Here is a 13,318-nt window from a genome sequence, read left to right on the forward strand (position 1 = left end):
TGATACACCCCTGAAACTCAGGGGCTTGAATCACGCAGCCAAGTCGACCGCAACCAAATTAATAGGTCCAGAACCTAGCGACCCAATATTGTATTGGAAGGCTAAACTAAAAGTTGCGGGTCGCTCGGTGGATGCTTTTAGTATTTGTTTACCGCAAATGGGTTTAGTCGCGGCAGCAACTGGAGTATCCCAAGCAACGCGTACGTTGTCTCCTAAAATCGTTTTAATGACTGGTATTTGCGCAGGGAGGAAAGGCGATTGCAATCTCGGAGACGCTATCGCCGCGACCATTACCTGGGACTACGGAAGCGGCAAGTTTGTGCAAAAAGGTGACACTGTCGAATTCGAGCCTTCTCCAGTACATGTGCTATCAGAGGCTACAGTACAACGTAGCATTTCAGCGTTGATAGCAGACCATCACAAGATCAAGCAGTTTTATCAAGATTGCCCGGGTTTCCGGCCAAGCGAAGTTCCGACGCTTCACCTTGGCCCGATGGCGTCAGGGGCAGCGGTTCAAAACCACGAGGAGTTTTTTAATGGGGTGGCAAATCAGAACCGAAAAATCCTAGGTGTGGACATGGAAGCATTTGGAGTTGCTTGGGCTTGTCACCAAAGCTTTGAGCCGAAACCAAAGTGGCTAGTTGTAAAAGGAGTATCCGACTTCGCAGATGGGACTAAGGACGACAATATCCAGAGCTTCGCGTCCTTCATCAGCGCAAAAATCGGATTAGAGGCTTTGCGTTCATTGTTGTAATTTCTTGAGCGATAAAACTGGTTGGAGCTTACTAACTGCGACGGTGCACTTCTCATATTGAAGAACAAGCCCAATAAAGGGCTTGTTGAAATAGAGCCGCTTAGTCAGCAACGGCCCCAACCAAACTAGATGACGTCACGGTTTGTAGTTAAGCGCCAGTTGCCTTTTGATTGGTCCAGTTTGTTTGCAAGTGCATTGGTGCTCTCTAACCCAACTGGAAAGTAGCCTTTGGCGCCAGTGAGGAAAAGTAAACACTGATCCAGTATTGCACCCAGAGAACGGGGGGCAGAGAAAACTACTGTGTCGGTCACACTCCTGCTAGTCAAGCTTGTGCAGCAAATGGTCATGCGCACAGAAGTGTGCTTTTTTAGTAGTTGGAGGAATATCCAACAATACTAGCCCAAATTCTCTTCCCAAAACTCCAAGTCGCCAGTATCCATTGTGTATCCGGTACTCTCACGCGCCTGCACAAATGATGATGCTTCATCACTTTCAAGAAAACTGTCCAAAGCATCGAGCGCTAAGGCAACCTTTCTTAGCTTCTTCTCTCTCCACAGGTACTTGTGGGGCTCATCGATCTCCATCAGATTGTACTGGACAGCATTCTCGCCATCTCGTTTCTGATCGTTATCATACCAATCAACTGGTGCGGATTTGCCATAATGGTCCATGATAATATTTTGATAAAACTGAGTGCTTACTTTGGGCTGTAGATCTGAGATTTGATCCATTAGCTGCCGGAACTTGGTCTCAGGGGCTATTCCAGTTTTACTAGAAATAATGTCGTTAACTTCCACACGATCCTTTGCGGCCTTTAATTCTTCAATCAAGTCGGTGGCCTCCCCGTAGACTTCCTGCAGGTTTTCTAGCTCATCTTGAGTTTCTATCAGTTTCTGTTCCACCTTGGCGTGGTCAGAAGCAGACACATTGGTCGCAGGAGAAAGCTTCTTCAGCACCTTCTTGACATCCACTTTCCAGGATGCACGTTTCTTGTCCCAATCGTGTTCCGTCCTCAGTTCGAGTTCAATCTCAGTCGCAATAACCATATCGCGCAAATCAATTAGTTTTGAGTGCTCATTGATGGACCAACCCTGCTTCAATCCTAGAGTGCTGGATACGGCGTTAAAGCTTATAGGCGGCACCACAATCGGCAGTGCTTTCAAGGATTTTGCCCAAGTTGCGCCCAGTTCCATCAGGCAGAACCAGCTTTCCATGTACCTCGGGGTCATTAACAAAATAACCAGCTTTGGGTTCTGAATTTGTTTCTTCATATAGTCATTGAAGTCATTGCCAAGGGGGATACCCTGGCCCTCAACACTAGAGCAAAAAATTGACTTTGCAGGTACACCGATGGCTTCCTTTAGGAAGGAAACGAATTTGTCAGCAAGCGCTTGGTCCGCAACAGCGTGACTGATAAAAATCTCTGTCATTTATAAACCTCTGATGTGTCGATCTGCACTATATTTACAGGGCGCTCGCGTACAAGCTGGGCCCGCGTGTTCGGCAATTGACTATGCTAGGCAGAATGAAAGGCGAAGACACGTTTTATGTGAATGTCCGTTCTGTCGGACTTTATACTTTGAACACCCGATCACCCCATAGAACCAGTGAGAAGTGATTTCATTTCTTGTGTGGTGAGTTGCAACTCTTCTGGAAAGAGCCAGATTTCGCGCTCATCCGCATCTTACAAGCGTTTTTCTTGAAACAGGGTCTTCCCTGTACTTCATTGCCGAAGCATACAGCCCCTTCTAAAACTGTGCTCCATCTGGCATGTCAGCAGCATCTACAGGAACGCGAGGGCGCTGCGGTATCGGAACTCATGCTGCCAGCAGAACAGGCGGGAGTTTACGAGAGTTTCTGAAATCGAACTTCTTTGTCGTATAATTAGGACGCTCGCGCCTCATTTACGCGACCAGAACTTTCCGAAATTGACTGTCGCCCGAACCTTCGAGCACGACCTTTGCACCCGTGAGTAAACCGTCATCGTGTTCGAACTTATTTTTATTAAGAAGTTTTAGAAACGTCGTGTTTGGTGCACTGGTAGTGCGAGCCAATCTGCGCTGTAGGTACTGCGACAGACCGACATGGGAAGCCCCTGGCTGCAGCAGCTCCAAGGAAGGCGATATGCGAACATCACGTATTTTGAGAACTTCCACTCCGGTTTCACTCAATCAGATCCTAACGGAACGGCAATTTCATCTCCCGCATTCTCGGAGGCGGCCTAGACCCTGAACACGCCCAAGATAGGTAAAAGACCTAGGATAAACCTTCGTCCAACTTGAAACTGGGATCGCCGGACTCGTCAGTAACAACGATCACACGCAAATCTCTCACCCCTCTTTGTCACGACGATCGCGCTCAGCCTTGCGCTTGATAGCAATTGCTCCGAAGACCAAGCTTGGAGCTCCAAAGCGGCGGTGATCGTAAACAACGTACTCATCGTAAGGAGCGGGGTGACCCATTTGCAGTGCATCACAATCGAAGCGTTCTTTGAGAGCTGCCAAAAGTTCCTTTTTGTTCACAGGAAGCACATCGAACCAACACATATGGCTGTCCGCGAACTCACTCTCAAATTCAGGATTGATTTGTTTCAGCGCTCGGCAGTCGTCGCGTAGGTAGTCTTCAGCCGTATTTGCCATATTTAGGATGCTCAGTATCTCAATTCTGCTCGATGCAACGTCTTAAACGCATAAACGGTCAGTATTTCCTGAGTCGCCTAGTATCAAGCCCAGGTGCGTTTTTGCGCTGTTCTATATTGCGCACGACTAACCAGCAGTCCCTGCGCCACTACTAGTGTAAACGCCTCCAACCCGTAAGCTTGATTTTCCCAGGTTCTTCAGTGTCTCGTTCCAAGGTTGAAGGAACGACATCAATTCTATATCGAAAATCCCCATCTTGGGCGGAAATCCTAAAACAGTCACCTTCAGTAGCCCCAAAAGCTTTAAAAAACTTTGTCATGTGCGTAATTCGGTACTCATCCCTCGTACCCTTCGGATCATGAAATTTGTTGTTGTAAAAAACATATCTGAACGACCATTCTCCACCATCCACGTCAACGCAGCTGAGCCAAGCATCCGGGTTCTTAACACTCGGGTCTAACTTGGGAAGAAATGCTATCAGTTCCTTTTCTCCTTTGGGAACGTGAATGCCCGCCTGATGGGCACCTGACTCCCCGGTATCATTTGCCGTCAGTTGTTTGGTGAATGTTTTTTCAGTCATTTGTTCTGTCCGGTGTAATTTCCAGCGCGCGCTTCAGGTCAAAATCGTCTCGCGTTGCTATCGGTATAGCTTCATTCCCCAGTTCCCTCTTCCACCTGGAGCGTTCCAACATCACAGCTTCAACTGTGTCCTCATAGTATAACCGGTACACTGTCACCGGTTCGGTTTGCCCTCTTCTATGTGCTCTGGCACTGGCCTGAGCTTCTAAGGCGGGATTCCAAACTTGTGTATAATGGATAACTACAGTTGCAGCAGTGATGTTTAAGCCTGCGCCGGCAGCTTTCGGATTCAGAATGAGGCAAGCAGGGCCGTCGTGGGCAGTGTAATCGTCAACAATAATCTGACGATCCTCTTGCAAGGTCGAACCATTAATTGCGGACCAGAAAACTTCGGATGCGGGTTGGAGAGCTTGCCTGATCAGGTCTCCACACCGGTTGTAAGAAGCGAAAACCAAAACCTTGCGACCGTTGGAGAACGCCTCCTGTATCAGTGCGACAGTTCGCTCCAACTTCGGTGTTACAAGAGCTTCGGAACTGCCCCAGTCGATCTGTGCGTTTTCCTCGTATAGCTCGGCAAATGAAGTCTGCGATCGCAACCAAGGATGAGCACAAAACATCTGAAGCTGACCCGTGGCAACAAGAGCGCCGGCAGACGGATATTTTTCAAGTGTCTCGGACCTGATACGTTCATACTCGGCAGCAAGTGAATTACCTAATTCTATCGGAAGATCAATGTCCACGCGTTCAGGCAGGTCACCTGCAACGTCGCCTACAAGTCTTCTCAATATTATTGGTTCAGTGATTTTATTGAGCTCCTTAGCCGCGGCCACCCCATCCGGAAATTCCACTTCAAATTCTGACTGCGTCCCAAGTAGTCCAGGTATTGCGAAGTCGGAAATCGACCAGAGATCTAAAAGGCTATTCTCAACCGGCGTTCCGGTCATTGGGATACACCGCTTACGCGGAACTGACGCCAGCTCACTCCTTCGGGCCGATGCCGGATTCTTAAGAGCCTGTGCCTCATCGCAAATCACCCAACCCCACTCAAAAGCGCTGATAATTGAGATGTCGTTCACTGCAGTTTCATAGGTAGTGATCACAACCTGCGCCACCTGAAGATCTCGAAAAATCCCCGCCCGATGAGCCCCCCTGTGGACCATAACGGACAGTTCCGGTGCGAATGTATGGATTTCTCTGCGCCAGTTTGCAATGAGGCTCGTTGGACACACAATTAGAGCCGGTGCAGTCTCTGTAGGCGGGTCGAGCAACAGAAGTGAAATAATCTGTATTGTTTTGCCCAAGCCCATTTCGTCTGCAAGGATCAACCCACCAGTGTGGGAAAGCGTTTCCCTCATCCAGGCTACTCCGGTGGCCTGGTATCCGAACAACGTCGCATCTAAGCCCGGGATCGAAGCTTCAACAGGATACGCTCCAGCCTGATCGCGAGCAGGTTTGAGAACTTCATCTTCGAGTTCTACCGAGATGAGATCCTGAGAAAACCGCCGCAAAGCCAGAACTTCAGGGAACGAAAGATCTTCAAGATCATATTCGGGGAAAAGGCGCTTAATGGTCTCTGCCAGGTCGTGAGGTAGGGGCCGAATAACACTTCCTTCAACATACCAGTTGTGCTTGAGCGAAGGCGCCAGTCCGGAGACAATTTCTCCTTTCACCTTACGCCGGCCCAGGAGGCTCGCCTTGTAGCTAATGCCCGACTTTTCAATTAGCAAAGTCGGGTCTCCGACACGTTCGGACAAAGTGAACCCGGCCGGAGGATTTTCTTTCAGAGTAAAGAAGTCATTCGGAAATGCTGATACGTCAGTCTTCTTCATCGGCCATCATCTCCGAAACCTCACTTGGGGTCCAGGGAACCGGACGACGTGTGTGCACGACGCGATGACATGTCGGACACAATGGGATCAGGTCCGATACCGGATCGTAAGGACTTGGCTTATCCAAGCTCGCCAGTGGCTGAAGGTGGTGCACTTCAATGACCTCACCTGCCTCGCCGTAGGTTTCTCGCGGATCCATGCCGCATATTCCGCAACGATGCCCATGAAGACGAATTGCCAGAAGACGGTTTCTTGGATTGCGCTCTCTTCGTTTGACGGTACTCAGAGATACTGCGCCTTCGAAGATTTCGGCGTCGCCGCGCTCAACGTCCGGAGGCACCTCATCATATCCAATTAGTTCAGCTACTGCGGCCAATATGGGCACAACAATTTCTTCACAGGTTCGGGAGACCTCTCCATCGTCAACGACGGAGTTTATCCCTCGTCTCTCAGCCGTAATTGAAAAGCTGATATCATCAACCGCCCAGTTCTCTGAGGTCATCCCTTCCGGAAAATAGAGGTCAATTTCTGATCCGATACTTCCCGTCAGGCTGAATGCAAGTTTTTTGGCTTCGTTATCCGCTTGATTCATCTGCAAAATAACTGCCTCAGATGCAGATCCGAAGCTCAGCACAACGCGGTGCCGGCGCAAGCCAGAGGGCCCCAATGACACAACTGGCCCATTACGCCGGCCCAGGTCCGCAAACCAGATCTGGAGAGATGTCTGAAGTCCTGACTTGTCGGACTTTAGGCTGATTTCAGCACCGGTCCCGACGGCCAGAGTTCTTCTGACGAGTTCTGCTTTGTCGTTAAACATCTAGTTCTGATTGCGCGTCGCCCAATTCGTGATCCGCCGGCAATGACACTTCTCTTAGTAACCGCTTCAGATTAAGTGCAACTTCTTCGCGAAAGTCTTCGAAAACAGCTTCGAGCTCCGGGTTTTTGTGATCCAGCTCAGCCGTGGCCAGAGCCCACAACAGCAAGTCCATACCTTCAACGGAGTAGCCGGAGTCTTTAGCTCTGAGATAAATCTTCTGATAAAAGTCGTGGAACTTATTGATCCTGACCGAGACGACGTGGTCTTTGTCCGTTGAACTTCTCAGTGCCGGCTCCCACAACCCGCCAGAGTGCATATCCTCTACTGCTTCAATGTAGACGCTCTCTGCGTTTACATCGTTCTGAACCGGAGCTTTCAACTTGATTGTCGGACCAAACGTGTTGGATACGACTGCGGTACCGCCTTCGACGTTTGCAGAAACCACTGATGGTTTTTTAACATTAGGGGAATTCTGAACACTCTTGTTTGAACTGGAGTGGTCGATCCCGCGTTTTGCAGTAGCCGCCTTTGAAATCCTGCGGTTTCTGGCATCGGCTTCTCTTCTGACCGGAGTGATCAGTGATTTGACCCGTGTCTCAAGAGCAGGATCAAGCAAAATACGAGACTTTTTCACATCTACTCTGAACGCTTCATCGAGCTCATGGGAGAAGTCGAGTTCTACCCGAAGCAAAGACATGTGTGGCTCCATCGCGCCCCAGCCATGGATTCCAAGCCACCCGCCGGTTTGTATCAGCCGGTTTTCTCTGAAGACGTAAAAACCCTGACCTTTGTTAGAATGTCGGATTTTTCTTTTTTGCTCGTCGGTGCAATCGCTGCTGTGGGGTAGAATCCAGGCTTTCAGTATTGCTGTTTCAACGGAGCCATCTTCCAGAATGCACTCCAGTTTTTGCTGCTTTGGCCCAAGAACCTGCTCTGACCCTTCAGGATAAAACGGGTTCCATCCTTCGAGGTTGTCACCATTTACAAAGATCGACACATTCGGAACCGTTGCATCGTCGGGATCCAGAAAACGATTGTGAACCAGTGACAAATGAGAAGCGAGATTTTCTGCTACACGCTTCACCGCGGCCTTCTCTTTCGCTCCCCCCGGTTCTTCGTAGTTTCTTTGCAGCAGTCGATCGCAATTCGACCAAATCACCAGGGTACCAGTATCACCGCAATATTCTTCAAATGCTTCATGCTCGTCCGCGGTAATGTCTTCCTTTAACATATCCCAGGAGTTCACTTCAGAAACATGGAGAAGATCCCAGGTCAGTTTCGCCAGCTCGTCTGCAGGATCACGCCTCGATATAACTGTAAACCGCAAGCAGACCGAGCTTGACGCTGTTTTCAGACCCAGCCCGAACTTTCCGAGGCTGGCGAGGTTCGGTCGTGCTTTCGCACCATAACGCATAGCATCATAAAGCTCGTCGAAGTTCATACCATCGCCATCATCCCCGAAGTAAACAAACTTCCTGCCTTCGGGAGTGAGCTCCACTTGGATGTTAATGTTCGAAGCGTGAGCTGCGATTGAGTTATCTACGATGTCGGCCGCAGCGGTATTGAAATCATAGCCCGTGTCTCGCAGGCCGTGTATCAGGCGAGGAGCATCAGGTGGGTTTGTCAGATCTATCATCTGTTATTCTAACCTGTCGGAAATAATTGATAATTCGAAGCTACAACTATGAAGGGTATACCCGCAATCGGATCAGCGTCATGTTTCCTCTCCGCTGATGCTTAACATTTCTTTCTCCGATTGCAGCCATTGAACCAGACGATCCATTGTTTCCTCCAAGGGCAGTCGCCGTTTTCCTTTAACCGCACATTCCCAGACCAACGCAATGCGCCACCCAGCCTCACCTAGTGCTGAATACGTTTTGCGATCTCGCTCCATATTTCCAGAGATTTTTTTTCTCCAGAACTCTTCCCGAGTCCCAGGCCACTTGAAAAGGCTGCATCCATGCCCATGCCAAAAACACCCGTTCACAAAGATGACCGCGCGATGTTTGCGTAAAGTCAGGTCAGGCTTTCCGGAAAGGCTTTTGTTATGCAGCCGAAAACGGAAGCCGCGTGCATGAAGTGCACGGCGGATTATCATTTCCGGTTTCGTATCTGACCCACGTATCGCCGCCATGTTCCGGCTACGCGTCTTGATGTCATGAATGTCAACCAACTTGGATAGCCGCTTCCGCCCTGTAATTCGTCAAACTCAGGATATGTGGCCTCATAAGGCGCGCAACATCTGAGAATACCGGCACAGCCACAGAGTTTCCGAACTGTTTGTAAGCCTGAGTGTCTGACACCGGTATCCGAAAGTCTTCGTCGTATCCCATCAGGCGGGCACATTCCCGTGGCGTCAGGCGCCTCGGATTCCGGCCCTCGCCCCTATTGACAAGAATCTCTGAGCCATCCTTGTAGTAGCGAGCGGATAGGGTCCGGGATATGCTGTCTCCCTGCACCAAACCAAACCCAAACCCGTTACCTTTTGCGCGGTGCTTAGCCGCATAATTTTGCAAGTACTGCCAAAGCTTGTCGCTCAGGGTATATTTATCGCTGACGACAGCCTTGGCACCCACCGTGTAGTGACGCTCCGGTACCTCCAGACCATTCTCCGGATGAAGAATGTCCCCCATCACAAAACGACCCCGTCTTGGCAGATCGATATCATCAAACGAGAATGGCACGTCTTCCCGGAACCCGACCATTACGATCCGCTCGCGATGCTGGGGCACATAGTGTGCCGCATCAATTACCCGTGTCTGAAGCTTGTACCCAAGCTCATCCTCTAACTTGCGTTTGATCACCTCAAACGTCCGGCCCCGATCGTGGCTTCTGAGATTCTTGACGTTTTCCAACAGGAAAGCTGCCGGGCGGTGCGCCATCAGGATTCTTAGAACTTCAAAAAATAACGTGCCCTGTGTCTCGTCATCAAAGCCGTGTCGCCGGCCAAGCGCATTCTTCTTTGAAACACCTGCAATTGAAAAAGGCTGACAGGGGAAACCCGCCACCAGGACGTCATGCTCAGGGATTGCTGCTGCATCCACCTCCCGGATATCGCCCGCGATCGGCCGGTTGTCGGGAAAGTTCGCAAGATAGGTCTGTTGGGCGAATTTATCCCATTCGGAGGTAAACACACATCGCCCACCTGCGCCCTCCATAGCTTTGCGCAAGCCACCAATCCCTGCAAACAGATCGATAAAGGTGAAGCCACCTTTGTTTTTCGGTGGGCTCCGCCGATCGACTTCCAACTCCAGCAAACGAATGACACCGTCCCTGGGTTTTTCTTCACCTCTGACCCAGCGATAAATGTGGCTCTCAGAATAGTCGAGGTGTTCTGCTGCCTGGGGTACCGAATAGCCCGCCTTCCTGAGAAGGATCTCAAAGTCCGTCATCTCTGCTCGCTTCGCTGGGAATTTTTCTGTCATTATGGCTGGGAGCCACCCTAGTCGCAAGAACATTGTGAGCACATTTGGTGGATTTCTCGTTAACGCACACCTGATCCAGGCTTTTGCCACCAATTGCCTGTGCTTTGCGACAGCACATTTCTATTGCCGTCGTATGCGAGCTTCCCGTGAGAAATAGCACGCTACAGCAATTCGGAACAGGTCCGGGACGTTAACAAAACGAACATCTTATTCTGCTGTCAGGCGACACCACGGAGACGTCAGCGAAACACCTGCAAACGGGTGTCTCTTAGGCTGGAAGGAAAACTCTCAAAAGCCGAGCTCTGCGCTGACCACGGTTAGCGTTTGACTACCGGAGGGACCCGTTTGTTGAGCGATAACTCCGTCGTAATCCTGCTCTGCAGATGCCCCGCAGACCTGACAACAGGGACACCCCTAAAGGGAGGTGTCCTGTCTGTCCGTCATGCGAGGGGCCGGCTTCCTTCAGACAGACAGGACAATCAGCAGACTTTGTCTTAATGTCCGCTCAGTCTCCTGCACTATCCTGATCCTCTTCGATGTCATCCCAATCATCGTTTTCCACTATCCGTGGAACGAACATCAAACCGTTCTCGACAGCAATCCTCCTTTTCTTCACAAGCCCTGAAAGAGCTCTGGATACCGCCTTTTGTCTGCTGGCGCGGTTATCACTGCCTGAAACGCTCAAACCATCAGTAGCGGCCTTTCGCCAGTCAGTTACGTTCAGCTCAACTCCGTCCGACATTTCCATGTAAAGCGTGAAAGCCGCCGCTTCAGCGGACGTGAGCATCGGATTGCCCTCGGGATCACTTGGGCAGCACGGCAGACAGATCGGTGCGTCCACGGGTTCGCTGTCTATGTCGTAGCCAAGGTGGCGAGAACCGATTCTGAAAGCAAAGTCGAGGTCAGGTGATCCGTTTCGGTTCTTGCGGATTTTGCCCCGAACAATTCCGTTCCGGTCGGCAGTCCTGACCATTATTGAAAAGTCCAGGGCTCCGTTAAATACTGAGTGCCCCCTGGGTGTATTGCCCTCAGCTTTGGTTCCGTGATGAACAAAGATGACCGCCGCCCCATTTTGTGCCAGGCGTTTTCCTATCTGCACAACGCGGTTCATACCTGCCGCGTCATTCTCCTCCAGTCCGGGCATTGCCATGGCAAGTGTGTCGATCACAATAAGGGAAGGCCGGACCAATCTGACCTGTTTCACCAGAGCCTCCAGGTCAGGGCTGCCCTTTCCCTCTACCTGACCTCGCGAAAACAGATCTCCGCAACCCTGAACCAGTTGAAAACCATCTGTTACGCCAAGATCACCACAGAGAGCCGCGACGCGGCCGGCCATACCATCTTCATCCTCGCAAGCGATGTAGAACACCTGCCCCTGCTTAGTTCGCAAACCAAAGACATCCTCTCCACGAGCGACAGCGTAGCCAAGCCGCGGAGCAAACAGAGATTTGCCAGCCCCGGGCTCACCAAAGATGCATCCTATCTGCCCGGGTGCGATCAACATCTTGATGACGTAGTCACGGATGGGCAGATCAGCACATTGGTCAGGGGTGAGAAACGTAAGCCCACCGGTATCAGCTGACTTTGAGGCCTCGTCACCGAGCAGGAATTCGATGCTTGGCAACTCTTCCGGGTCGTCATCAAAATCGTTTGCCGAAACTGCCAGCCAGCCAAAGTTTCTCGCTTCTGCAAACAGCGTATCAGCAGTCACAGCAGGAGCATCTGCTTTTCCGAAACTACGCCACTTCCTTGCTACTTCCTTAGAGTCGTAGCCGGTGTAGTCAGCACTCCAGGCCTGTACGAGACTGAGCCCGGACCTGGATCCGGCCGTCGCATGATGAACAGCCATCAGAATTCTTACCCACTGAGCATACGGCAAGTCATTCGGGATCCTGAAGAGTGCTACCGCAAGCTCCGTCACCTTATACTGACAATGACTACCGTTCTGTGAACTGCTGAAAGATCGTGTGAGCGCCTGCGGGAAGGCGGTCAGGAGCAGCTGAGCAACCCTTGGGTCACCTTTTTCCACCGTATAAGAACCGGTTTTGCTGACTGCGCCCGGAGCAATGACATAGCCCCCCTCTCCACGAACATCTATACCGGCGCTGGTCGTCGAGTTTCGGATACCATTCGCGTTTTCGAAATAGAGATGCTTACCGCCGCCGGCGGTCCGAACAACCATTGCTGCGTCTTCGGGATCAAGACCAAGATCCAGATACGCGGCGACTCCGTCTTTGTGCTCCCGCACGTCGAGGTCGACGACTGCTACTCCATTGACTGATCCGGTCGGCAGTCCGGGAAGCGCCTCAGGCCATTTTGTCCACCAGGCCTCAATCTGTCTCACATCAGAAGTGGCAACCTGTTTCCATTTCACGCCGTATTGCGGCGCTTTATTGTTGGGGTTGCACGGGAATATTTTGTATCCGGACTCAACAAGCTGTAACGCAGCTTTTTCATTGACGGATTTTGTTCGACCGGCAGAACTGACTGTGGATCCCTGCATTTGTCTTTCCTGTCTAATTCTCCGGTCGCAACGCGAACCGCAAAAGGGTCGTGGAACTGGACGAAACCAGAGGCCGAAACCACAAGTTTAAGAAAGAGTACGGCGAGGCCGGAGAAAGTCGGCCCCAGCCGTTCTATGCTATCGGCTCAATCACGAAAGCCACCGAACAACCTGTCCCAAAAGCCTTCCGGCGGCGCTTCGTACCGAACAGAACAGTACCAGGAGTGCTTTCCTTCAAATTCGTGAACAAGATTTGAGAGCAAGGCTCGCTGAGGACCAACAATCCTCGAGAGCTGCTTCTTTTTCTCGATTTCCAGTCGCGCGAACAAATCCGCAGTTCGCTCATCCACACCCATCCCGTTCAGTTCTACGATCCTCGCCCAGCGCAGGTCTTCGAGCGTGTTGAAATAAAATTTCGCCATGTCGTCAGGATGCATCGGGTTCATAGTACTCATGTTTTGTCTCCATGCCCGATGCTGGCCCGTGCACAGCTTTCCACAAACGCGCTCAACCAGGATTCTGGCATGGCGGAAGCCCGGTCACTCAGTTTTATGAACGGCGGAAAGCGTCCTTCGGAAATCATCTGATAAATCTGACTGCGCGACAGTCCGACTTTTTCAACAACCTCTGCGGGCCGAAGTAAACGCCCGGTGGGCTGCACGTTCTGCCAGGGCGTTGTATCCTGTTGCATTTTCTGTCCTTTCCTGAAGTGGCCGACAAAACGTCGTACCGGCTACTAAAGGCTGACAGAAACCTTTGCGCATTTCACGGG

At 51.0% G+C, this 13,318-nt stretch carries 12 protein-coding genes; 1 reads left to right on the forward strand and 11 read right to left on the reverse strand.

Features of this window, described 5'->3' with window-relative positions:
- Window positions 1-754 (forward strand): 5'-methylthioadenosine/S-adenosylhomocysteine nucleosidase family protein (locus AC2FLP_RS09295; RefSeq protein ID WP_496683545.1); only part of this gene is annotated, 754 nt, incomplete at its 5' end.
- Window positions 755-1,149: 395 nt separating this feature from the next.
- Here the strand turns inward: AC2FLP_RS09295 and AC2FLP_RS09300 are convergent.
- From AC2FLP_RS09300 to AC2FLP_RS09350, 11 genes are all read right to left on the reverse strand, one after another.
- Window positions 1,150-2,184 carry a toll/interleukin-1 receptor domain-containing protein gene (locus AC2FLP_RS09300; protein WP_496683543.1) on the reverse strand — a complete coding sequence of 345 codons (1,035 nt, stop codon included), beginning with the start codon at window positions 2,182-2,184 and terminating at the stop codon, window positions 1,150-1,152.
- A gap of 900 nt (window positions 2,185-3,084) precedes the next feature.
- A complete protein-coding gene (locus AC2FLP_RS09305; protein WP_496683540.1) occupies window positions 3,085-3,393 on the reverse strand; it encodes a hypothetical protein in 309 nt (102 codons plus the stop codon).
- A gap of 151 nt (window positions 3,394-3,544) precedes the next feature.
- Entirely contained in the window at window positions 3,545-3,973 is a 429-nt protein-coding gene (locus AC2FLP_RS09310; protein WP_496683537.1) for an EcoRII N-terminal effector-binding domain-containing protein, read from the reverse strand.
- A complete protein-coding gene (locus tag AC2FLP_RS09315) occupies window positions 3,966-5,801 on the reverse strand; it encodes a DEAD/DEAH box helicase (protein WP_496683534.1) in 1,836 nt (611 codons plus the stop codon). Before AC2FLP_RS09315 ends, AC2FLP_RS09310 begins: the two co-directional genes overlap by 8 nt.
- Window positions 5,788-6,618, reverse strand: coding sequence for an HNH endonuclease (locus tag AC2FLP_RS09320; protein ID WP_496683532.1), 831 nt, complete (start codon window positions 6,616-6,618; stop codon window positions 5,788-5,790). The genes AC2FLP_RS09315 and AC2FLP_RS09320 overlap by 14 nt, the downstream gene beginning before the upstream one ends.
- Window positions 6,611-8,254: an ATP-binding protein gene (locus tag AC2FLP_RS09325; protein ID WP_496683529.1), complete on the reverse strand. Its 1,644-nt coding sequence runs from the start codon at window positions 8,252-8,254 to the stop codon at window positions 6,611-6,613. The genes AC2FLP_RS09320 and AC2FLP_RS09325 overlap by 8 nt, the downstream gene beginning before the upstream one ends.
- 78 nt (window positions 8,255-8,332) lie before the next feature.
- Complete coding sequence (locus tag AC2FLP_RS09330; protein ID WP_496683527.1) at window positions 8,333-8,791, reverse strand: very short patch repair endonuclease; 459 nt, start codon at window positions 8,789-8,791, stop codon at window positions 8,333-8,335.
- Window positions 8,784-10,133 carry a DNA (cytosine-5-)-methyltransferase gene (gene dcm, locus AC2FLP_RS09335; protein WP_496683524.1) on the reverse strand — a complete coding sequence of 450 codons (1,350 nt, stop codon included), beginning with the start codon at window positions 10,131-10,133 and terminating at the stop codon, window positions 8,784-8,786. The genes AC2FLP_RS09330 and dcm overlap by 8 nt, the downstream gene beginning before the upstream one ends.
- 415 nt (window positions 10,134-10,548) lie before the next feature.
- Complete coding sequence (locus tag AC2FLP_RS09340) at window positions 10,549-12,546, reverse strand: AAA family ATPase (protein WP_496683522.1); 1,998 nt, start codon at window positions 12,544-12,546, stop codon at window positions 10,549-10,551.
- Between the two features lie 146 nt (window positions 12,547-12,692).
- Entirely contained in the window at window positions 12,693-13,001 is a 309-nt protein-coding gene (locus AC2FLP_RS09345) for a hypothetical protein (RefSeq protein WP_496683519.1), read from the reverse strand.
- Window positions 12,998-13,237, reverse strand: coding sequence for a helix-turn-helix transcriptional regulator (locus AC2FLP_RS09350; protein WP_496683517.1), 240 nt, complete (start codon window positions 13,235-13,237; stop codon window positions 12,998-13,000). Before AC2FLP_RS09350 ends, AC2FLP_RS09345 begins: the two co-directional genes overlap by 4 nt.
- Between the last annotated feature and the right edge of the window lie 81 nt (window positions 13,238-13,318).

The sequence above is a fragment of the Ruegeria sp. CDSA141 genome (assembly GCF_059612005.1).

What these genes read in the sequence shown, in the direction of transcription:
- AC2FLP_RS09350 (WP_496683517.1), bottom strand. Translation starts at nt 13,237, where the DNA reads ATGCAACAGGATACAACGCCCTGGCAGAACGTGCAGCCCACCGGGCGT.
- AC2FLP_RS09340 (WP_496683522.1), bottom strand. Translation starts at nt 12,546, where the DNA reads ATGCAGGGATCCACAGTCAGTTCTGCCGGTCGAACAAAATCCGTCAAT.
- AC2FLP_RS09300 (WP_496683543.1), bottom strand. Translation starts at nt 2,184, where the DNA reads ATGACAGAGATTTTTATCAGTCACGCTGTTGCGGACCAAGCGCTTGCT.
- AC2FLP_RS09310 (WP_496683537.1), bottom strand. Translation starts at nt 3,973, where the DNA reads ATGACTGAAAAAACATTCACCAAACAACTGACGGCAAATGATACCGGG.
- AC2FLP_RS09325 (WP_496683529.1), bottom strand. Translation starts at nt 8,254, where the DNA reads ATGATAGATCTGACAAACCCACCTGATGCTCCTCGCCTGATACACGGC.
- AC2FLP_RS09305 (WP_496683540.1), bottom strand. Translation starts at nt 3,393, where the DNA reads ATGGCAAATACGGCTGAAGACTACCTACGCGACGACTGCCGAGCGCTG.
- AC2FLP_RS09345 (WP_496683519.1), bottom strand. Translation starts at nt 13,001, where the DNA reads ATGAGTACTATGAACCCGATGCATCCTGACGACATGGCGAAATTTTAT.
- AC2FLP_RS09315 (WP_496683534.1), bottom strand. Translation starts at nt 5,801, where the DNA reads ATGAAGAAGACTGACGTATCAGCATTTCCGAATGACTTCTTTACTCTG.
- AC2FLP_RS09320 (WP_496683532.1), bottom strand. Translation starts at nt 6,618, where the DNA reads ATGTTTAACGACAAAGCAGAACTCGTCAGAAGAACTCTGGCCGTCGGG.